18 protein-coding genes are annotated in these 20031 nt (G+C 62.5%); 7 read left to right on the plus strand and 11 right to left on the minus strand.

Going from position 1 to position 20031, the window contains the following annotated elements:
* Positions 1 to 44: 44 nt before the first annotated feature.
* The 9 genes from FIV35_RS06750 to FIV35_RS06790 all read right to left on the minus strand — a co-directional run bounded on the left by FIV35_RS06750 (position 45) and on the right by FIV35_RS06790 (position 10473).
* Positions 45 to 2381, minus strand: coding sequence for a putative bifunctional diguanylate cyclase/phosphodiesterase (locus FIV35_RS06750; protein ID WP_034137134.1), 2337 nt, complete (start codon positions 2379 to 2381; stop codon positions 45 to 47).
* 210 nt (positions 2382 to 2591) lie between these two features.
* Positions 2592 to 3770 carry an ABC transporter substrate-binding protein gene (locus FIV35_RS06755; RefSeq protein WP_034137133.1) on the minus strand — a complete coding sequence of 393 codons (1179 nt, stop codon included), beginning with the start codon at positions 3768 to 3770 and terminating at the stop codon, positions 2592 to 2594.
* Positions 3767 to 4741, minus strand: a complete 975-nt coding sequence (locus FIV35_RS06760; protein WP_034137132.1) for a CobW family GTP-binding protein — start codon at positions 4739 to 4741, stop codon at positions 3767 to 3769. Before FIV35_RS06760 ends, FIV35_RS06755 begins: the two co-directional genes overlap by 4 nt.
* Positions 4738 to 5037 (minus strand): hypothetical protein, encoded by a 300-nt coding sequence (locus FIV35_RS06765; protein WP_034096069.1) that lies wholly within the window; start codon positions 5035 to 5037, stop codon positions 4738 to 4740. The genes FIV35_RS06760 and FIV35_RS06765 overlap by 4 nt, the downstream gene beginning before the upstream one ends.
* Before the next feature lie 13 nt (positions 5038 to 5050).
* Positions 5051 to 5800 carry an SDR family NAD(P)-dependent oxidoreductase gene (locus FIV35_RS06770; RefSeq protein ID WP_034137131.1) on the minus strand — a complete coding sequence of 250 codons (750 nt, stop codon included), beginning with the start codon at positions 5798 to 5800 and terminating at the stop codon, positions 5051 to 5053.
* A gap of 315 nt (positions 5801 to 6115) precedes the next feature.
* On the minus strand, positions 6116 to 6877 hold the full coding sequence (locus FIV35_RS06775) for an SDR family NAD(P)-dependent oxidoreductase (RefSeq protein ID WP_034096067.1): 762 nt from the start codon (positions 6875 to 6877) through the stop codon (positions 6116 to 6118).
* Positions 6878 to 6887: 10 nt separating this feature from the next.
* Positions 6888 to 8228 carry an MFS transporter gene (locus tag FIV35_RS06780; RefSeq protein ID WP_034137130.1) on the minus strand — a complete coding sequence of 447 codons (1341 nt, stop codon included), beginning with the start codon at positions 8226 to 8228 and terminating at the stop codon, positions 6888 to 6890.
* 23 nt (positions 8229 to 8251) lie between these two features.
* A complete protein-coding gene (locus tag FIV35_RS06785) occupies positions 8252 to 9130 on the minus strand; it encodes a polysaccharide deacetylase family protein (RefSeq protein WP_034096065.1) in 879 nt (292 codons plus the stop codon).
* 11 nt (positions 9131 to 9141) lie between these two features.
* Positions 9142 to 10473, minus strand: coding sequence for an amidase (locus FIV35_RS06790; protein ID WP_034137129.1), 1332 nt, complete (start codon positions 10471 to 10473; stop codon positions 9142 to 9144).
* Positions 10474 to 10809: 336 nt separating this feature from the next.
* Between FIV35_RS06790 and FIV35_RS06795 the strand changes: the two genes are divergently transcribed.
* From FIV35_RS06795 to cmoB, 7 genes are all read left to right on the plus strand, one after another.
* A complete protein-coding gene (locus tag FIV35_RS06795; protein ID WP_034137128.1) occupies positions 10810 to 11799 on the plus strand; it encodes a GntR family transcriptional regulator in 990 nt (329 codons plus the stop codon).
* 117 nt (positions 11800 to 11916) lie between these two features.
* Positions 11917 to 14337, plus strand: a complete 2421-nt coding sequence (gene lon / locus FIV35_RS06800) for an endopeptidase La (protein WP_034137127.1) — start codon at positions 11917 to 11919, stop codon at positions 14335 to 14337.
* 190 nt (positions 14338 to 14527) lie between these two features.
* A complete protein-coding gene (locus FIV35_RS06805) occupies positions 14528 to 14917 on the plus strand; it encodes a protease inhibitor I42 family protein (RefSeq protein WP_034096061.1) in 390 nt (129 codons plus the stop codon).
* 1 nt (position 14918) lies between these two features.
* Entirely contained in the window at positions 14919 to 15566 is a 648-nt protein-coding gene (locus tag FIV35_RS06810) for a lysoplasmalogenase (protein WP_034137126.1), read from the plus strand.
* Positions 15567 to 15728: 162 nt separating this feature from the next.
* A complete protein-coding gene (locus FIV35_RS06815; protein ID WP_146374956.1) occupies positions 15729 to 16133 on the plus strand; it encodes a hypothetical protein in 405 nt (134 codons plus the stop codon).
* Positions 16134 to 16285: 152 nt separating this feature from the next.
* Positions 16286 to 17029 (plus strand): carboxy-S-adenosyl-L-methionine synthase CmoA, encoded by a 744-nt coding sequence (gene cmoA, locus FIV35_RS06820; RefSeq protein ID WP_034137125.1) that lies wholly within the window; start codon positions 16286 to 16288, stop codon positions 17027 to 17029.
* Positions 17026 to 17982, plus strand: a complete 957-nt coding sequence (gene cmoB, locus FIV35_RS06825; protein ID WP_034137124.1) for a tRNA 5-methoxyuridine(34)/uridine 5-oxyacetic acid(34) synthase CmoB — start codon at positions 17026 to 17028, stop codon at positions 17980 to 17982. Before cmoA ends, cmoB begins: the two co-directional genes overlap by 4 nt.
* Positions 17983 to 18122: 140 nt before the next feature.
* On the opposite strand, the gene tadA is transcribed toward cmoB, so the two are convergent.
* The gene (gene tadA / locus FIV35_RS06830) at positions 18123 to 18620 is read right to left on the minus strand and encodes a tRNA adenosine(34) deaminase TadA (RefSeq protein ID WP_034137123.1); all 498 of its coding nucleotides are present in this window, start codon (positions 18618 to 18620) and stop codon (positions 18123 to 18125) included.
* The gene (locus tag FIV35_RS06835; RefSeq protein WP_034137122.1) at positions 18620 to 20002 is read right to left on the minus strand and encodes a multicopper oxidase family protein; all 1383 of its coding nucleotides are present in this window, start codon (positions 20000 to 20002) and stop codon (positions 18620 to 18622) included. The genes tadA and FIV35_RS06835 overlap by 1 nt, the downstream gene beginning before the upstream one ends.
* Positions 20003 to 20031 lie beyond the last annotated feature (29 nt).

Below are 20031 nucleotides of genomic sequence, written 5' to 3' on the forward strand. Positions count from 1 at the left end.
GTTATCGACCATACCTAAAAAAGCTGTAGTCACCTGCAAGGTGTCTAGACCGCCGCGCGTTCGCGCCGCATCCACATCTCAAAAGCCATGGCGTTGAGCGGCCGGCTGATCAGGTAGCCCTGGGCGGTGTCGCAATTCCACTGCTTGAGCAGCTTCAGGCTGGGTTCGAACTCCACCCCTTCGGCCACCACTTTGAGCCCCAGGTTATGGCTCATCTCGATAGTCGAACGCACGATCACGCCGTCGCCGCCCTCGTTGTCGAGGTTGCGCACGAAGGATTGGTCGATCTTCAGCTCCTGCACCGGCAGGCGTTGCAGTTGGGCGAGGGAGGAATAACCGGTGCCAAAGTCATCCACCGACAGGCTGATACCGCAGCCGCGCAGTTGCTCCAACACGCTAAGGGCCTGGCGAGGGTTGTGCATGATGGCGCTCTCGGTGATTTCGAACAGCAATTGCTCGGCGTGCACACCGTGCTGGGCAAGCAAAGTGGTCACGCGGATCGCCAGGTCGTCGTCGGCCAGGTCGTCCACCGAGATATTCACCGACAACTGGATCAACAGGCCGCGCCGCGCCCATTCGGCGATCTGGCGGATGGCTTCTTCGATCACCCAGTGGGTCAGGCTGGCCATGCTGCCGGTGCGCTCGGCCAGGGGAATGAACTCGGCCGGCGACACCAACCCCAGACTGGGGTGCTGCCAGCGCAGCAGGGCTTCGGCCTGGCGCACCTGGCCGTGCTTGAGGTCGAGTTTGGGCTGGTAACACAGGTGCAACGCGCCTTCGGTGGCGGCACGGCGCAAGTCGCGAATCAGGGTGATCTGGCGCTGATGGGCGAGGTCGCGGTCCTGCTGGTAGATCTGCAGATAGCCCGGCAGCATCGCCGCATCGTGGCGGGCGATGGCGGCGCGGCTGATCAATTCTTCCACGTGCTGGCCGTCATTGGGGTAGACCGCAATGCCGATGCTCACTTCGTGGCGCAGCTCGTCGTTGCCAATGCGTTGAGGCTCGGTGAGCAGCGCATAGAGGCGGTCGGCGCGGGCCACGGCGCGGTCGATGCCGATATTTTCCAGCAACAGCAGAAATTCGCTGCCGGACACCCGCGCCGCGGTGTCGCTCGCCAACAGGCTCATGGACAGGCACCGGCTGGCTTCGCGCAACATGTCTTCAACCCCCTCCGGGCCGAAGCCTTCGTTGATTGCGCGGTAGTTTTCGATGCCCAGGTACAGCAGCGCCACCGGCCGCCGCGCACTGATCGCACTGCCCAAGCGCTCCATGGCCAGGGCGCGATTGGGCAGCCCGGTAAGGGGGTCGTGCAAAGCGTTATGGGCCAGTTGCCGTTCACGCATGGCGATGCCGCTTTGCATGGCATTGAAGGCGCGGGCCAGCAGGCCGAACTCATCGTGGCCACGTACCCGCACCGGGGTGCGGTAGTCACCGGCGCCGATCCGCCCGGCGGCGTCCACCAAGGCATTGAGCGGCCGCGACACGCGTCGCGCCAGAAACAACGCGCCAGCCAACGACACCACCAACACCGCCAGGGCAATCCCGAGGAACTGCCGGTCCAGCGGCGCAAAGGATTCCAGGGCATGATCCAGCGGGCTTTGCAGCAACACCCGCACGTCATCGCCCTCACCGGTATTGGCCAGCGTCAGCACCTGGCTGAGCACACGCTCGCCGTAGAACCGATGGATATGCGCCTCGGGGTCCGGACGGGCCCCACGCAACAGGTTGATCACCGTGGCCTGATAAGCGTCGGGCTGGGTGCTGAATAATTGGCCGACATGCCCGTTGCGCATGCTGAGGAACGACACCTCCAGGTTGCTCATGGAGCGCAGTTCATTGGCGAACAACGTGTCCATGGGAAAGCCCATGACCACGCGAGCGATGGGCGTTGTGTCGACGACTTCGTCCTGCACCAGCAAGTAGGGGCGCTGGTCCATGGCCACGATCAACATCTGCAAGCCACTGCGCCGGGCCCGACGCAGTGCCTCGGCATAAGGGAAGACCTGGCCCCGCGTAAACCCCGGCAAGGTGCTGACCATCACCGTGCCGTCCAGCCCCAGCACCAGCACTTCGCTGGAACGGATGCCGCTGCCGTGACGCTCCAGCACATCCAGGATCGACGCCGAGTTGCCCTCGGCCACCGCGCTTACGAATGGGCCGTCGGCGGTCAGCCAGTCGAGGCCGTATTGCAGGCGCCGGCCCCGCAGGTCCAAGAGGCGTTCGAACACCTGACTGCCGGTTTTCAGTTGGGCGCGGGCCTGGTTCTCCACGGCGCGGCTGGTGGCGGCCTGCACCGCAAAGTAGGTCGCGGCGACCACCACCAACAGCAGCAACGCCAATACGCCGGCAATGCGGGTCTGGAACGTATGGCGCCACGTCATCGGCGTGCCCTCTGGCAGCGTTCGTCTGTTTCTGCCACTACGTCCATTTGTCATGTGCATTCCCTGCGACAGCTGACCTGGCGTCAAAAAATACCCGTCCATTGCAGGTATTTGTGTTGAGCAGATTAGCTCGGCGCAGGCGCTTGTCCACCCAATAAAACCGGGGGCTTCACCGTCAGCTTATTGGCGACAGAGGCTTGGCTTTTCGGGTCAGGCCGGCCCTCGCGCGCGCATGAAATCGCCCCAGCGGCGCACCAGGTAGTTGTGCTCGTCCATCACCGCGTTCCACACCGCGATGTGGCCCATACGCTGTTCATAGGAGCCGCCGTCGCGCACCTCGCCCCGGTCGATCAGCGGCAGGCCATCGCTGCCCGGCAGTTCTTCACGGGCGGGCTTGCCGGCGTACCAGTAATCCCACTCGGCGGCGCTCAAATGGTCGCGCGTGCGGGCCGGGTTGCCGATGTAATACCCCTGACGCGCCATCACCGCACCGGGCCAGCCGGACAGCCACCAGTTGAGGTACGCGTAGGCGGCATCCAGCACCGGGCCCTGGGCATGGCGCGATAACGACAAACCGCCGAACCAGGCGCGATAGCCTTCGCGCGGCACCGCCAGGCGGTACTTCACACCGGCGCGATGCAGGCGCATCAAGGTTGGAGACCACAGGCTCTGGATATCGATACTGGGGCTGAGCATCAGTTGCGCGGCTTCTTCGTCGTCTGACCAGAACGCCGCGAAGTGCCCCTCCTTCTGCTTGCGCACCAGGATGTCGGCGAGCACATCGATGTCCTCGATGCTCATATTGCCGATGTCGCGGAAACTGGCGAGCCCGGCGCCCTGCACCGCCAGCGCGGCATCCAGTGCGCCAATGGCGGCGTCGCTTTGCAGTGCGGTGCGCGCGCGCCACGCCGGGTCCAGCAGCCAGCCCCAACTTTCGTTGCCCCGGCAAAAGCCTGCGGGCAGACGCTCGGGGCGGTAGGCAAAACTGTCGGCGTTGTGGGTCAGGGGCAGCATGCTGATACGTTCGGTCACGGTGCTGCCGAGGCTGCCGTCGTGCTGCACGAACAGCCGCTCGCTGGGCACGCTGCCACTGCCCAGGCGGTCGTTGGGGCTCAGGCGCCCGCGCTTGGGCAAGTCGTTGATCTCGTGCCATAGCGCGATGCGGCGCGTATCGATAGGCTGGATCGCCCGCGCCGGCCAGACGAAGTCGACGTTGTGAAACCATTGATCGTAAAGGTCGTAACTGTCGGGCTGCATCACCGCAATACGCTGGGCCTGCTCGACATCGTGCACCTGATAGACCAGGCGAATGCCAAGTTCCTGCTCGGCCCGCACGCGCAAACATTCGAGCAATGTCACCGAGGTGCCGAGGACGCGCAGTGTGATCATCGGGCCAACCGCCGGGAAAACACCTCGAAAGAACGACGCAACAGCGCAGGGTCGAGGCCGCGCAGGATAAATACCAAGCGCGATTGCCGGTCGCTGCCCGGCCACGCAGGCAGATGCACCGGCGCGTGCAGGCAATGCTGCACGCCATGAATGACGATGGGGGCGTTACTGGCGTTCACGTTGAGCAGTCCCTTGACCCGGAGGATTCGTTCGCCGTGGCATCTTAGCAGCATCGACAACCACACCCCGAACCCTACCCAGTCCAGCGGCTGCTCGAAGGTCAGGCAGCACACCTGCGCCGCGCCATGGGAGGCGGTGGTGGATCGATGCAGTTGCCAGCGTTGCACTTCATCGGCGGGCTCGGCGCTGCGCAGGCCTTCGCCGAGCAGCAATTGGTCGCCGCTGTGAATGGCGTGGGTGTCGAGGATCGGCGTACCGGCGTTGAGCGCCTGCAAGTGCGCACGCAGCGGGGCGCAATCACCGGCCAGGTCGGTTTTGCTCAGCAGCAGGCGGTCGGCGGCGGCCACTTGGGCCAGCCATTCCGGGTGCAGGCGTTCTTGCAGGGCGGCGTGGCTGGCGTCCACCAAGGTGATCACCAGGCCGATATGGAAACGCCCGCGCAGTTGCACGTCGTTGTTGAGTGTGGCGAGGATCGGCGCCGGGTCGGCCAGGCCGGTGGTTTCCAGGATCACGCGCTTGAACGCCGGAATTTCACCGCGTTCGCGGCGCTGCAACAGGGCCAGCAGCGCGTCTTTCAACTCGCCGCGAATCGAACAACACACACAGCCGCTGGGCAGCAACACAGTGTCCGGGGCCACTTCTTCCACCAGCAGATGGTCGATGCCCACATCGCCGAATTCGTTAATCAGTAACGCGGTGTCGCCCAGGCTTTCACCCTCCAACAGGCGCTTTAGCAAGGTGGTTTTGCCGCTGCCGAGGAAGCCGGTGATGACGTTCAGGGCCATGCTCATGGGGCGGACTCCAAGTGATCCAACAGCGTCGCATCGAGGGGGTCTAACGCACGGCCGAGCATGCTTTCGGCCGCTTGCCAGAGTTGATCCAGGCCGCTGGCCAGGGCTTGTTTGCCGGTGGCGCCGATCAGTAAATAAGAGGCGCCCTGGAAATCTTCGACCTTGAGCCGGAACACCGCCAGCACCTGATTGATCGCGGCGATGCGGCGCAGCCGTTCCCGGCGCCTTGGCAACTCATCGCCCAAGGGGTCGCTCCAGTGCAGGTCTTCACCCAGCAGTCCGCAGAGTCCACACATCGCTATACCCCGCTCATGGCATGACGTCGCCGGCGTTCGGGCCAAGCGTCTGGCCGACAAACAGATTGCCGCCCGGCTCGCTGGCGAGCAGCACGGCGGTGGGCGCCACTTCATCGGCCAGGCCGAAGCGACCCAGGGGCAGCTCGGCGGCTTTGGCGCGTTTCCAAGCCTCGCTGATCCCGCCCACTAACGGCGTTTCGATTGGCCCCGGGGCGATGGCGTTGACCAGCACATTGTCCTTGGCCACTTCCAGGGCCAGGGACTTGGTGAAGCCGATCACCCCGGCCTTGGCGGCGGCGTAGTGAGTCAGCTCGGCGCCGCCCTTGATGCCCAGTTGCGAGGCCACATTGATGATCCGCCCCCAGCGCTGCGCCAGCATGTGCGGCAGGGCGCGCTGACTGGCGACGAACACGCTGGTGAGGTCGACGCGCAGCATGTCGTTCCACATTTCGAGGGTCAGATCGACACAACGCGCCTGGGTCAGCATGCCGGCGTTGTTGACCAGGATATCGATGCCGCCGAACTGCTCGACACACCGGTCGACCCCGGCCTGAGCGCCTTCTAGCGTGCCGACATCGGCCACACACTCGACCACCTCGGCGCCCAGGTTGCGGCAGGTGATCGCGGTTTCGGCGAGGCTGGCGGCGTTGCGGTCGGCCAATAACAGACGCGCGCCTTCAACCGCATAAGCGCGGGCGATGGCGGCACCAATGCCGCTGCCGGCACCGGTGATCACAGCGCGACGATCAGTGAGTTGGGGCATATCCATTCTCCAGAAACAAACACAATTCCAATGTGAGAGGGGCCTGCCCCGATTGCAGGGGGTCAGCCAGGGCAGCTGTGTCTGACCCACCACCATCGGGGGGCAAGCCCCCTCCCACAGTTGAAGCGAGTACATCCGTCAGGCCAGTGACATTCCAATGTGGGAAGGGCTTGCCCCCTACCACCGTTGAAGCGAGTACATCCGTCAGGCCAGTGACATTCCAATGTGGGAGGGGGCTTGCCCCCGATTGCAGTGGTTCAGCCAGCACAGATGTATCTGGCGCACCACCATCGGGGGCAAGCCCCCTCCCCCCCATCAGTCAGGCCAGCGTACGGTCAGGCCACCGTCGATGACGATGCTCTGGCCGGTAAGGTAGCTGGACGCATCACTGGTCAAGAACTGCACCAGCGACGCCACTTCATCGGCGCGCCCTACCCGGCCCAGCGGAATAGCGCGGGCGGCTTTGGCCAGGCCTTCGGGGCCGAGGGAGTTTTTGGCGTCCAGGGACTGCGGCGTCTCGATCAGGCCCGGGATCACCGCATTGCAGCGAATGCCCAGAGGCGCCAGTTCCACCGCCAGCGAACGGCACAACCCCGGCACTCCAGCCTTGGCGGCGGCGTAGTGGCTGTGGTCCTGCCAGCCGTACACGCCGCCGGCAATCGACGAAATCGCCACCAACGCACCGCCCTCGTTCATATGCCGACTGGCAGCGCGAAAGGTGCGCATGACGCCAGTCAGGTCGACGTTGAGCATCTCGTCCCACAGCGCATCGGTCATGTCCAGCAACGGTGCGCGACGCAGCAGGCCGGCGTTGGCCACCGCGTAGTCGAGCCGACCGAAATGCTGCACAGCCTGCGCGGCCAAGGCGTCCACCGAGGCGGTGTCGCCCACGTCCAGCGGCAACATCAGGCAGACGCCACCGGCTTCTTGCACCAGGCTCACAGTGATCTGCGGGTCATGGGGATCAGCCGGAAAATACCCGCCCACCACTGTCACGCCATTGCGCGCATAGGCCACGGCCAGGGCTTGGCCGATGCCGCTGGCGGCACCGGTAATCAAGGCAACTTTACGATTCATCGAATACTCCTTACTGCACGGTTTCCGGGCGGACATGGCGGGCGGCAAACATCAGCGCACCGGACAGGAAGCACGGCACCGCACCGAACCACAGCGCCGCGGTCTGCCAGTCGCTGCCGGCGGACAGCACTTGAGTGGCACCAAAGCCTGCGACCACCGCACCGATGGGCCCCATGGCATGGATGATCGCGCCGCCAGTGGCGCGAATGCTGGTGGGGAAACTTTCACTGATAAAGAACAGCGCCGCCGAGTACGGCCCGATCAGGAAGAACAGGCCCAGGCTGTACAAGCCCACCACCATGGCCATATTGCTCGGGCCGAACAGCATGCCGGCGAACGACAGACCGCCGAGCATCCAGCCCAGGCCGATCACATTGCGGCGGCCGATCTTATCGCCCATCCAGCCATGGCTGAGGTAGCCGCAGTAACCCACCAGGTTCGACAGCACCAGGATGATCAGCGAGTTCTCGAACGAGATGTGGTGCACGCTGACGATCACCGACGTGCCCAGCACACTGAACACCTGGATCGCCGCCCAGTTGAGCAACAGCGCGGCGCCGATCACCAGGGTGGCGCGGCGTGCCGGGCCACGGAACGCGGCTTTGAGCCCGGCCTTGCTGTGTTCGTCGTAGTCCACGCCGTAGGTGGCGGCGACGTTCTGCGCTTCGTTCACCGCGCCACTTTTACGCAGTTCGCTGATGCGCTGATGGATCTGGAACTGCGGGCTCTCCTTGAGCTTGCGCGCCATGATTGCAATCACAATGGCCGGGATCGCCGCGAAGATAAAACACCCCTGCCAACCGATGATCGGCAGCAACAAGGCGGTCAACCCCGCCGCAATCAGTGCCCCTACCGGCCAGCCGCCCTGCACCAGGCTGTAGATGAAACCGCGCCGCTTGGTCAGTCGTGGGTCTTCCGACGCGCCATACAGCTCGGTGAGGTAGGTGGCGTTGACGGTTTCTTCGGCATAACCCAGACCGCCCAACGAACGGATCAGAATCAGCGGCGACTTGCCCCACGCCCCGCCGATCGCGGTCAGCGCCGAACACAGCGCCGAACCGGCCACGGTGAAAATAATCCCTTTGCGCCGCCCCAGTTTGTCGACGATAGGGCCGATGGCCAGGGCGACCACGGCGGTGCCCACCGCTACCCAGGTCGCGATCTCGGCTTGCTCCACTTCACCCCAGCCGAAGTGCCGGCCGATCTCCGGCAGCAAGGTGCCGAACAGAATGAAGTCGTACACCGCAAACACCCAGGCGAAAAACGCGATCCAGGTGGCGAAGCGCACTTCCTGGGACGTCAATTGCCGGGGTTTCCAACCGGTCAGGTCAAGCTTGTTGTAGATGGACATGGGTGGCGCCTCAAGGGGTGGGGTCAGGAACGCGGTTGGCGACGGATAAAGTCGTCGGCGATTTCATCGAACGTGACAAAACGCACGCCGGCATGGCTCTGGATGTGTTCGATCAAGCGTTCGAGCATCAGCAGCACTTGCGGGCGGCCGGATACGTCGGGGTGGATGGTCATGGTGAACACCGCGTGTTCGTGTTCGCGGTAGACCCAGTCGAACTGGTCGCGCCACATTTCTTCGAGGTGACGCGGGTTGACGAAGCCGTGGCTGTTGGGGGCTTTCTTGATGAACATCATCGGCGGCAGGTCATCCAGGTACCAGTTGGCCGGGATCTCTACCAAGTCGGTTTCTTCACCGCGTACCAGCGGTTTCATCCAGGTGTCGGGGTGCTGGCTGTAGTCGATCTTGGTCCAGCTGTCGCCCTTGCGTACGTAGTAGGGGTGGAAGTCGTTATGCATCAGGCTGTGGTCGTACTTGATGCCTTTTTTCAGCAACAGCTCGTTGGTGACCTTGCTGAATTCCCACCACGGCGCAACGTAGCCGGTGGGGCGTTTGCCGGTGACTTGGGTGATCAGTTCGATGGACTTGTCGAGGACGATTTCTTCCTGCTCGGCGGTCATCGCAATCGGGTTTTCGTGGCTGTAGCCATGCACGCCGATTTCGTGGCCGGCATCGGCGACGGCCTTCATCTGCTCGGGGAACGTCTCCATCGAGTGGCCGGGGATAAACCAGGTGGTGCGCAGGCCGTAGCGTTCGAACAGTTTGAGCAGGCGCGGCGCGCCGACTTCGCCGGCGAACAGGCCGCGAGAGATGTCATCCGGCGAGTCCTCGCCGCCGTAGGAACCGAGCCAGCCGGCGACGGCATCAACGTCGACGCCAAATGCACAAAGGATGTCTTTAGCCATGGTGTATCTCCTTAAACGTTAAGTACGGATTCGACGGACAACGCGGCGCGCAGCAGGCGCGCGTCCTCCCCCATCGGGGCGCTGAGCAGCATCCCGGTGGGCAGGCCCAAGGCATCGCGGCCGCTGGGCAAGGTCACGCCGGGCATGTCCAGCAGGCTGCCGGGCATGGTCAGGCGCAGGGTGGCGAGGTTGGTGGTGGCGAACAGATCGTCTTCGGCTTCCACAGGCGCCAGGGCCGGGGCGACGTGGGCGACGGTGGGCGTGATCAGGATCGCGCCGTCGAGGTCGTCGACCAGTTGGAGTTGCAGGCGTTGGCGTGCCTCGATCAGGCCGATCAACTGGCTGGCGGGCAGCCCGCGCGCGGTTTCGAGGCGGCGGCGCACCCGTGGATCGAGTTGCGCGGCGTCGGCGCTGTCGAGCAGGGCTTGGTGCAGGGCGAAGGCTTCGAAGGCGCCGAGCCAGCCATGTTGCTGGATCAGTTCCAGTGCGCCTTTGAAAGTCGGGCTTTCACGGTTTTCGATCAGCGCACCGGCGGCCTTGAGTTGCTCCACGGCGCGCAGCAGGTTATTGCCTACGGCCGGTTCAACGTGGCTCAGCACGCTGTGCTCCAGCACAAACCGCTGACCCTTTAGACTGCGTGCGGTATGGGTGTGCGTGCGGCCGTGAAGGATATCGTCGAGGGTCAGGGCATCGCGCACGCTACGCGCCAGCGGGCCGAGACTGTCGAGGGTGCGAGCCAAAGGGAACACACCGTCGCGGTTATAGCGCCGACTGCTGCTGCGATACCCCACCAGGCCATTGAAGGCCGAGGGGATGCGGATCGAGCCGGCGGTGTCGGTGCCCATGGCGATCGGCACGATTCCAGCGGCGACGGCCACCGCCGAACCGGACGACGAACCACCGGGGATACGCGGCTGATCGCTGGCATGGGGATTGTGCGGCGTGCCGAAATGCGGGTTCAGGCCCAGGCCGGAATACGCCAGTTCACTGAGGTTGGTCTTGCCCACGCTGACCATGCCGGCGCGGCACAACAGGCCGACAACGGGGGCATCGAGCGCGGCGGCGGGGGCATTGCGACGGTAGGCGGCACCGGCGGTGGTGACGCTGCCGGCCATGTCAAACAGGTCTTTCCAGGCCAGCGGCACGCCGTCGAACAGGCTCAATGGCTGACCGGCACGCCAGCGGGCAGCGGCGGCTTCGGCTTCACGGCGTGCGCGGTCGGCGGTGAGGCTGATAAACACGCTGCTGGCCCGCAGGGCTAGGTCAAGCGAGTGCTCCAGAGCTTGCACCGGGTCGCTGCGACCGTGGGCGAAATCCTCGGCCATTGATGTGGCATCTGACATCAGCGCAGTCCTTTTAAAACGTACATATTCATAAAATGTACATTTTACAAAGGCAGCTTTCGTGCCAGCCTTGGGTGATCTATTGGCGCTTTCCGGGTCGTTAACGCTAGAGATAGCGGACTAGAGCCCTTTCAGGGTTGCAGAATAATCCGACAAGCAGAGGAGAAGTGACTTAGGCTCAAATAATGTATCTTTTATTAATAAGTACATTTTGGTGCAGAAAAGTAACAACGATCCGTTTCAGGCCCCAAAAAAGTGCCCACAACGTGGCGCAGAGTGACACCCACATCTATGAGAGAATCCCCGGCCATCGTCCTACAGGCTCTTGAGAAATCGATGAAAGCAGCGTCTGCCTCGGCCTCCCGTTACGCGATGATTCACCAGGTGTTGCGTGATGCGATCGTCAACGGCACTGCCCGCCATGGGCTGGTGTTGCTGGAAGCGCCCCTGGCCGAATTGTTCGGCACCAGCCGCGTGCCGGTACGCCGGGCGTTGGACCTGCTGCATGAAGAAGGGCTGATTTGCCGTTTCAATGGCCGCGGTTACCTGATCAATCCCGAAGGCCTGGCCATGGAGCCGCTGCGCCTGCCCTTGAGCGCTGCGCACCTGGGCTTGAACGGCGAAGATGAGTTGGTGGACACACGACCGTTGGGCGAACGGATCGTCGATGAAATCGGCGCGGCGCTGTCCACCTGCATCGCCTTCGGCCATTACCGCCTGGATGAACAGGCGGCCGCCGAACACTACGGCGTCAGCCGCGCGGTGGTGCGTGAAGCGCTGATGCGTCTGCGCGACCGTGGCCTGGTGGAAAAGGAGCCCTACTCCCAATGGCTGGCCGGCCCATTGACAGCCCGGGAAGTGACCGAGGATTACGAACTGCGCGCCTGCCTGGAGCCCGAAGCCTTGCGCCAGAGCGCGCCGAACCTCGACCGCGAGGTGCTGCAAGCCATGCTGCAACGGGTGCTGGAGGCCCAGAGCACTCCGCACTGCAGCCTGGAAGCCATCGAGCGCATCGAAGAGGACTTGCACCAGCACTGCCTGGCCGGTCTGCAAAACCGCAAGATCGCGGCGTTGATCCGCCAGGGCCAGAGCCCGATGATCATCAGCCGGATATTCCACGGTTTGCTGGGGATCGGCGCCGATCCGTCAATGCTTGCCGAACATCGCTTGATTCTCGAACTGCTGCTGCACGGAGCCTTCGATGCCGCCGCGCTGAACCTGCGCGAGCACTTGCAGCGGGCGCGACAGCGAATGTTGCAGCGCTTGAAAGTACTCTCGGTGCTGCCAGAACAGCCGCTCCCGGCCTACCTTCATAAAATCAGCTGACCCCATGGCCGGATCGCCGCCGTAATTTTATGCAATATGTTGCTATCGCAACCCCACCATTGAAACCACCGCTACCTCGCCCCATCTAAGCACCATACTTCCTGATGCAGGTGCCCCATGAGCGACCAGCAAGAATTTCCCGATTACGACCTCAACGATTACGCCGACCCCGAAAACGCTGAATCCCACTCGTCCAATACCGGCCTGGCCCTGCCTGGGCAGAACCTGCCGGACAAGGTCTATATCATCCCGATCCACAACCGGCCGTTTTTCCCCGCGCAAGTGTTGCCGGTGATCGTCAATGAAGAGCCTTGGGCCGAAACCCTGGAACTGGTGAGCAAGTCCGAGCACCACTCCCTGGCCCTGTTCTTTATGGACACGCCGCCGGAAGACCCGCGCCACTTCGACACCTCCAGCCTGCCGCTGTACGGCACCCTGGTGAAGGTGCATCACGCCAGCCGCGAAAACGGCAAGCTGCAATTCGTCGCCCAGGGCCTGACCCGCGTGAGGATTCGCACCTGGCTCAAGCACCATCGCCCGCCGTACCTGGTGGAAGTCGAATACCCACACCAGCCGTCCGAGCCGACCGACGAGGTCAAGGCTTACGGCATGGCGCTGATCAACGCGATCAAGGAGCTGCTGCCCCTCAACCCGTTGTACAGCGAAGAGTTGAAGAACTACCTCAACCGCTTCAGCCCCAACGACCCATCGCCGCTGACCGACTTCGCCGCCGCACTGACCTCCGCCACCGGCAACGAACTGCAGGAAGTGCTGGACTGCGTGCCCATGCTCAAGCGCATGGAAAAAGTGCTGCCGATGCTGCGTAAGGAAGTCGAAGTCGCGCGCCTGCAAAAAGAGCTGTCCGCCGAAGTGAACCGCAAGATCGGCGAGCATCAGCGCGAGTTCTTCCTCAAAGAACAGCTCAAAGTCATCCAGCAGGAACTGGGTTTGACCAAGGACGACCGCAGCGCGGACGTCGAGCAATTCGAGCAGCGCCTGGAAGGCAAAGTACTGCCAGCCCAGGCGAAAAAACGCATCGATGAAGAACTCAACAAACTGTCGATCCTGGAGACCGGCTCGCCGGAATACGCGGTCACCCGCAACTACCTGGATTGGGCCACGTCGGTGCCGTGGGGCGTGTACGGCAAGGACAAACTCGACCTTAAGCACGCGCGCAAGGTGCTGGATAAACACCACGCGGGCCTTGACGACATCAAGAGCCGTATCCTCGAGTTCCTCGCGGTGGGCGCCTATAAAGGCGAAGTCGCCGGTTCCATTGTGCTGCTGGTGGGCCCGCCGGGCGTGGGCAAGACCAGTGTCGGCAAATCCATCGCCGAGTCCCTGGGCCGCCCGTTCTATCGGTTCAGCGTCGGCGGCATGCGTGACGAGGCCGAAATCAAGGGCCATCGCCGCACCTACATCGGCGCCCTGCCCGGCAAACTGGTGCAGGCGCTCAAGGACGTGGAGGTGATGAACCCGGTAATCATGCTCGACGAGATCGACAAGATGGGCCAGAGCTTCCAGGGCGACCCGGCGTCGGCGCTGCTGGAAACCCTGGACCCTGAGCAGAATGTCGAATTCCTCGACCACTACCTGGACCTGCGCCTGGACCTGTCCAAGGTGCTGTTCGTGTGCACCGCCAACACCCTGGATTCCATCCCCGGCCCATTGCTCGACCGGATGGAAGTGATTCGCCTGTCGGGCTATATCACCGAAGAGAAAGTCGCCATCGCCAAGCGCCATCTATGGCCCAAGCAGCTGGAAAAAGCCGGCGTGGCGAAAAACAGCCTGACCATCAGCGACGGCGCCCTGCGCGCGCTGATCGACGGTTACGCCCGTGAAGCTGGGGTGCGCCAGTTGGAGAAACAGCTGGGCAAACTGGTGCGCAAAGCGGTGGTCAAGTTGCTGGATGCGCCGGACAGCGTGATCAAGATCGGCAACAAAGACCTGGAAAGCTCCCTGGGCACGCCGGTGTTCCGTAATGAACAAGTGTTGTCCGGCACTGGGGTCATCACCGGCCTGGCGTGGACCAGCATGGGCGGTGCCACCTTGCCGATCGAGGCGACGCGCATTCACACCCTTAACCGTGGCTTCAAGCTGACCGGCCAGTTGGGTGAGGTGATGAAGGAGTCCGCCGAAATCGCCTACAGCTACATCAGTTCGAACCTGAAGTCTTTTGGCGGCGACCCGAAGTTCTTCGACGAAGCCTTTGTGCACCTGCATGTGCCGGAAGGCGCCACGCCGAAGGATGGCCCAAGTGCTGGTGTGACCATGGCCAGCGCCCTGCTGTCCCTGGCCCGAAACCAACCGCCGAAGAAAGGCGTGGCCATGACCGGCGAACTGACACTGACCGGGCATGTGCTGCCAATTGGCGGAGTGCGCGAAAAAGTAATCGCCGCGCGGCGCCAGAAGATTCATGAACTGATCCTGCCGGAGCCCAATCGCGGCAGTTTCGAAGAATTGCCGGAGTACCTGAAGGAAGGCATGACGGTGCATTTCGCCAAGCGCTTTGCGGATGTGGCGAAGGTGCTGTTCTGATAGACCGTTGGCGCGTGCACTGGCCTCATCGGGGGCAAGCCCCCTCCCACAGGTTGAGTTGTGAACCCATTCAAGTGTGGGAGGGGGCTTGCCCCCGATGACGTAAGTGGCCGCAACCTGTATCCACCTTGTAACACCTTGTCTTATCTTCGGTTATGCTCGGTCTTCGTCGCCAAACAACGGAGCCCTCATGACCGCTGCCCGCCTGCTTCTCCCCTTGAGCCTTGCCCTGCTGGCCGCCTGCGCCAGCGCTCCCAAGCAAAACGTCACCGTGGAAAACCAGAGCGCCTGCCCGCTTCAGCTGAAAACCGGGCAAAACCTGATCCTTACCCTGCCCAGCAACCCCACTACTGGTTACCGCTGGGCGATCCAGGATTCGGCCGGCGGCGTGCTGCGTGCGCTGAGCCCCGAGGTCTACAGCAGCAGCGAATCCGGGGTGATCGGCGGCGGCGGCCAGTCGACCTGGCGGTTCCAGGCTTTCGCGCCGGGTCAGGGTCGCTTGCGCCTGACCTCCCAGCAGCCCTGGGAGCCGGAAGCCGAACCCGTTGAAGCCTTCGACTGCGCCATTACGGTGAACTGATATGCCGTGGCTGATTCTTGCGCTGATGGGCGCCGGCACTTTTATCTACGGCCTGACCACCCACGCCACGCTGCTGTGCCTGCTGGTCAAACCCTTGCCGGTCCTGGCACTGCTGGGCTGGCTGCACGATGCGCCGCCCACCGACTATCGCCGCTGGATCAGCCTGGGGCTGATTTTCTCGCTGGTGGGGGATGTTCTGCTGGCCTGGCCGGGGGACCTGTTTATCTTTGGCCTGGGCGCGTTTCTGTTGGCGCACTTGGCGTACCTCAAGGCCTACTTCAGCGATTGCCGCCGCTTGGCGCCGCTGCCGTTGATCCTCGCGCTGGGCGTGGGAGCGGTGCTGTTGAGCCTCCTGATTTCCCATGGCCTGGGGGATTTGTTAATACCTGTGGTGGTTTATGCCCTGGTGATCAGCGCCATGCTCTGGCGCGCGCTGGCCCGCTTGGGCGGTGATGTGCCCAAGCGTTCGGCGCTGCTGGCCGCGGCGGGGGCCGCATCCTTTGTGTTTTCCGACACGCTGATCGGCATCAATCGGTTCGTGGTCGCGTTCGAGGCCGCGCCGTATTTGCTGATTACCACCTATTGGCTTGGCCAGTGGGGAATTACAGCCGCGGCATTCTCAGTAAGCGCCTCTAAGCGCACTCTTTAAACTCAATCAATAAAACACTCATTAGACAATTCAGCGCGAAACCTTATATCAAATCCGTCTATCAAACTGTCATAGTTGACAGTATTCCAATTTTCAAACCCAGAATAGATTACTTATACGTCCAACATGTAATGTTTATTCAGAAAATTGGAGACTAAAATCATGAGAAACCAAAAGAACGCAAATGGAGAATTTTCGGGTACTATTTCCAAGAATGATGCGCCCACAGACTTCGTCGGCGAGAGCTTTTACTTATATTATGACGACAGGGAACTTGAGATCTATGCAGGGGATAAGGTTTCCGAAAATCGTTGGTCGTCAATAACCTTGACACTGACCCCAAACATTGTTGCAGGCAAACATGTTTTAGATAACTTTTCCAGTTTCAGAAGCGCCATGGTAGTTCCAGCAGAACCTGATAGCCTTCAAAACTACGAAGGCACCCTTGATATCACACCTGATCATACTAATCGACATTACAAAGGCAAACTTTCCCTCACTGCCAAAAGCAATGGTTCAGACACTTACAAAATAGACGCAACGTTTGATCTCCAAGAATCAACTTAGCTACCGTCATTACCCACCGCTTACGAAGACTGCACCCGCTAACGAGCCCGTGCAGTCTTATCTGAATCGATAGTGGCTTTCAGACAAACCGCGCACTCCTCCTTCAACTTGGCTAAAATGCCGGCCTTTCCCCCAACGTCGCCGGAACAACCGTGAGCCAAGAACCCGATCGCCTGTTCGCCCAGCCCCTGCCCCAGGTGCCGGACTTCGCCTTTAACGAGGATGTAGTGCGGGTGTTTCCCGACATGATCAAACGCTCGGTGCCTGGGTATCCGACCATTGTCGAGAACCTCGGCGTGCTGGCCGCGCAGTTTGCCCAACCCCACAGCGTGCTCTACGACCTGGGCTCATCCCTCGGCGCGGTGACTCAGGCTCTGCGGCGCCATGTGCGCACCGAGGGCTGCTCGGTGATCGCGGTGGATAACTCGGCGGCGATGGTCGAGCGCTGTCGCGAATACCTCAATGGCCAGGACTCGATGTTTCAGGAGTTGCTGCCGGTGCAGGTGGTCGAGGGCGATATCCTCGCGTTGCAGTTCCAGCCGGCTTCGGTGGTGGCGCTGAACTTCACCTTGCAGTTCATCGCCCCCGAGGAGCGCCTGGCGTTGCTCGGCCGCATTCGTCAGGCACTGTTGCCGGGCGGCGCGCTGATCCTCTCGGAAAAGCTGCGCTTCGATGACCTGGAAGAACACGCACTGCTCACCGACCTGCATGTGGCGTTCAAACGCGCCAACGGCTATAGCGAACTGGAAATCGCCCAGAAACGCAGCGCCATCGAAAACGTCATGAAGCCCGACAGCCTCGAAGAACACCGCGAACGCCTGCTGGCGGCCGGGTTCTCGAAAGTCGTGCCGTGGTTCCAGTGTCTTAACTTTGCCTCGTTGATTGCCTTGCCATGATTGATCTGTCCCCCCTCGCCCGCCATCTGGTCGGCACGCCCCTGGCCGTCTGGGCCCAGGGCCTGCAGGCGCAACTCGACAGCAAAATGGAGAAAGGCCACGGCGACCTCGCGCGCTGGCAGAGCGCGCTGGACGCACTGCCGACCCTAGCGCCCGACCACGTCGATCTGCTGAACGGCCTGACCCTGGACGCCGACTGCGACGACGCCACCCGCACGCAGATGCACACCGCACTCATGGGCCTGAGCCCCTGGCGCAAAGGCCCGTTCCATTTGTTCGGCGTGCACGTGGACACCGAATGGCGCTCGGACTGGAAGTGGTCGCGGGTGGCGCCGCACCTGAACCTCAAGGGCAAGCGCATCCTCGACGTCGGCTGCGGCAACGGCTACTACATGTGGCGCATGCTCGGCGCCGGTGCCGACAGCGTGATCGGCGTGGACCCCAACTGGTTGTTCTTCTGCCAGTTCCAGGCGGTGCAACGCTACCTGTCCGAGCCCAAAGCCTGGCACCTACCGTTCCCGTTCGAAGACCTGCCGCCCAACCTGGAAGGCTTCGACACGGTGTTTTCCATGGGCGTTTTCTACCACCGCCGCTCGCCCATCGAGCACTTGCTGGCGCTCAAGGACACACTGGTCAAGGGCGGCGAGCTGGTGCTGGAAACCTTGGTAGTGGAAGGCGATCAGCAGCAAGTGCTGGTGCCGGAAGATCGCTACGCGCAGATGCGCAACGTGTGGTTCCTGCCCTCGGTGCCGGCGTTGATGCTTTGGCTGCGGCGTGCCGGGTTCAGTGATGTGCGGTGTGTGGATGTGAGTGTGACCACGGTGCAGGAACAACGGGGGACGGAATGGATGAAGTATCAATCCCTCAGCGATTTCCTCGATCCGGATGATCACAGCAAGACCATTGAAGGGCTGCCGGCGCCTATGCGGGCCGTCATCATCGCCAAAAAGTAAGCCCCCGTCCCGCTGGAAAAATAAAGCTCAAAATATGGGAGGGGGCTTGCCCCCGATTTCAGAGTGTCGGTCAGCATAGCCTTAGCTGACCCGCCGTCATCGGGGGCAAGCCCCCTCCCACATTTGATCTGCTGTGTTCTTTAGAGGGCGGGTTTGGCACGGCGCGCTTTGAAGAATTCGCTCAGCACCGTGCCGCACTCTTCAGCCAGTACACCGCCTTCAAACAACACCCGATGATTCAAAAAGGCCTGGGTAAAAAACTGCCCCTGGCTCTGCACGATCCCCGCCTTAGGCTCCAATGCGCCGTACACCACTCGTGCGATGCGTGAATGCACGATCAAACCGGCGCACATGCTGCACGGCTCCAGGGTCACATACAGCGTACTGCCGGGCAGGCGGTAGTTGCTGACGGCCTGGGCGGCGGCGCGGATGGCGACCATTTCGGCGTGGGCGCTAGGGTCGTTACCGCTGATGGGGCAATTAAAGCCTCGTCCGATGATTTCACCGTCTTGCACCAGCACTGCGCCGACCGGCACCTCACCCAGCGCTGCGCCTTGGGCGGCGAGGGCCAGGGCTTCACGCATAAAGTCCTGGTCCCGGCTGCGGTCGATGATCGCGGTGGGGCGAAACTGACGCATCACGCCACCTCGATGGCGGCCATCAGGCCAGTTTCCATATGGTCGATCACATGGCAGTGGAACATCCATACCCCCGGGTTATCCGCCACCAACGCCACCCGGGCGCGCTCGTTCTTGCCCAGCAGGTAGGTGTCGGTGAAATACGGGATCACCTTGTGGCGGTTCGAGGCGATCACCTTGAAACTCATGCCGTGCAGGTGGATCGGGTGCTGGTACTGGGTCATGTTCTTCAATTCGAAAATGTAGCTCTTGCCCTTTTGCAGCGTGGCGATCGGGCGGTCGGCGCAGGTCTTGTCGGTGATGTCCCAGGCCTGGCCGTTGATCTGCCACAGGCTCGGCGGCTTACCGTTGTCCACATTGACCGAGACCGAACCAACCCACTCGAAATTGAAGTTGAGTTTCTCGGCATTGGCCAGGTCCGGCTCGCTGATCGGGTTGGCCGGCAGCGCCGGTGGCCAATCGGTGGGCGCGTCGGTATTGGCCACTGAGCGGAAGGTGCCCAGGCGCACCGGGCCGTTGCGGATCGACAGTTCTTCACCCGCCGCCGGCGCCTTGACCGCCAGGCAGATACGCATGCCCGGGCCCAGCCAGTACTCCTTGCCCAGCGGGCGCGGTTCGATAGGGTTGCCATCCAACGCGTAGATGCGCGCTTCGACGTCGGGAATATTGATGCGATAAGTCAGGGTGTTATCCAGGTTGAGCAGACGCACACGGGTGATCTGCCCGGCCGGCAAGTCGATCACCGCCTGGGACACACCGTTGATCGTCGACAAGCGCCCGGCCGTACCGCCACGCGCCGCTTCGCGGGGGATGCTGAAGGCGACAAACGCGCCCTCTTCGTCCACGTGCCAGCTCTTGAGGCTCAGGGTGCATTCGTGTTTGAAACCGGTAGGCTCGCGCTCTTCGATGATCAGCGGGCCCACCAGGCCACGGCCGAGTTCTTCGCTGCTGTTGACGTGAGGGTGGTACCAGTAGCTGCCGGCGTCGGGCACGCGGAACTTGTAGTCGAAGTATTCGCCAGGCAGCACCGGCAACTGCGAGACGTAGGGCACGCCGTCCATTTCCAGCGGCAGGCGGATGCCATGCCAGTGGATGGTGGTGGCGACTGGCAAGTGGTTGATAAAGCGCACCCGCAGCCACTCACCCTGGCGCACGCGCAACTCGGTGCCCGGCGCCGACGGGCCGAACGCCCAGGCCTCGGTCTTGTGTCCCGGCACCAGCTCAACATCCAGCGGCGCCGCGATCAGTTCGTAATCGTGCCCCGCCTCGGCTTCGGCGACTTTCCCCAGCCAGTAGCGGTAGCCGCCACCGGCACCGACACCTACTACAGCCAGGCCTGCAAGACCACCCAGGATTTGTCGACGGGAAAAGGATCGGGACACAACAACCTCGCGTATCGGCCAGCAGGCGC

It is taken from the genome of Pseudomonas rhodesiae, from assembly GCF_007858255.1.
Lineage (GTDB): Bacteria > Pseudomonadota > Gammaproteobacteria > Pseudomonadales > Pseudomonadaceae > Aquipseudomonas > Aquipseudomonas rhodesiae.

What these genes read in the sequence shown, in the direction of transcription:
- FIV35_RS06750 (WP_034137134.1), bottom strand. Translation starts at nt 2,381, where the DNA reads ATGACGTGGCGCCATACGTTCCAGACCCGCATTGCCGGCGTATTGGCG.
- FIV35_RS06755 (WP_034137133.1), bottom strand. Translation starts at nt 3,770, where the DNA reads ATGATCACACTGCGCGTCCTCGGCACCTCGGTGACATTGCTCGAATGT.
- FIV35_RS06760 (WP_034137132.1), bottom strand. Translation starts at nt 4,741, where the DNA reads ATGAGCATGGCCCTGAACGTCATCACCGGCTTCCTCGGCAGCGGCAAA.
- FIV35_RS06765 (WP_034096069.1), bottom strand. Translation starts at nt 5,037, where the DNA reads ATGTGTGGACTCTGCGGACTGCTGGGTGAAGACCTGCACTGGAGCGAC.
- FIV35_RS06770 (WP_034137131.1), bottom strand. Translation starts at nt 5,800, where the DNA reads ATGCCCCAACTCACTGATCGTCGCGCTGTGATCACCGGTGCCGGCAGC.
- FIV35_RS06775 (WP_034096067.1), bottom strand. Translation starts at nt 6,877, where the DNA reads ATGAATCGTAAAGTTGCCTTGATTACCGGTGCCGCCAGCGGCATCGGC.
- FIV35_RS06780 (WP_034137130.1), bottom strand. Translation starts at nt 8,228, where the DNA reads ATGTCCATCTACAACAAGCTTGACCTGACCGGTTGGAAACCCCGGCAA.
- FIV35_RS06785 (WP_034096065.1), bottom strand. Translation starts at nt 9,130, where the DNA reads ATGGCTAAAGACATCCTTTGTGCATTTGGCGTCGACGTTGATGCCGTC.
- FIV35_RS06790 (WP_034137129.1), bottom strand. Translation starts at nt 10,473, where the DNA reads ATGTCAGATGCCACATCAATGGCCGAGGATTTCGCCCACGGTCGCAGC.
- FIV35_RS06795 (WP_034137128.1), top strand. Translation starts at nt 10,810, where the DNA reads ATGAAAGCAGCGTCTGCCTCGGCCTCCCGTTACGCGATGATTCACCAG.
- lon (WP_034137127.1), top strand. Translation starts at nt 11,917, where the DNA reads ATGAGCGACCAGCAAGAATTTCCCGATTACGACCTCAACGATTACGCC.
- FIV35_RS06805 (WP_034096061.1), top strand. Translation starts at nt 14,528, where the DNA reads ATGACCGCTGCCCGCCTGCTTCTCCCCTTGAGCCTTGCCCTGCTGGCC.
- FIV35_RS06810 (WP_034137126.1), top strand. Translation starts at nt 14,919, where the DNA reads ATGCCGTGGCTGATTCTTGCGCTGATGGGCGCCGGCACTTTTATCTAC.
- FIV35_RS06815 (WP_146374956.1), top strand. Translation starts at nt 15,729, where the DNA reads ATGAGAAACCAAAAGAACGCAAATGGAGAATTTTCGGGTACTATTTCC.
- cmoB (WP_034137124.1), top strand. Translation starts at nt 17,026, where the DNA reads ATGATTGATCTGTCCCCCCTCGCCCGCCATCTGGTCGGCACGCCCCTG.
- tadA (WP_034137123.1), bottom strand. Translation starts at nt 18,620, where the DNA reads ATGCGTCAGTTTCGCCCCACCGCGATCATCGACCGCAGCCGGGACCAG.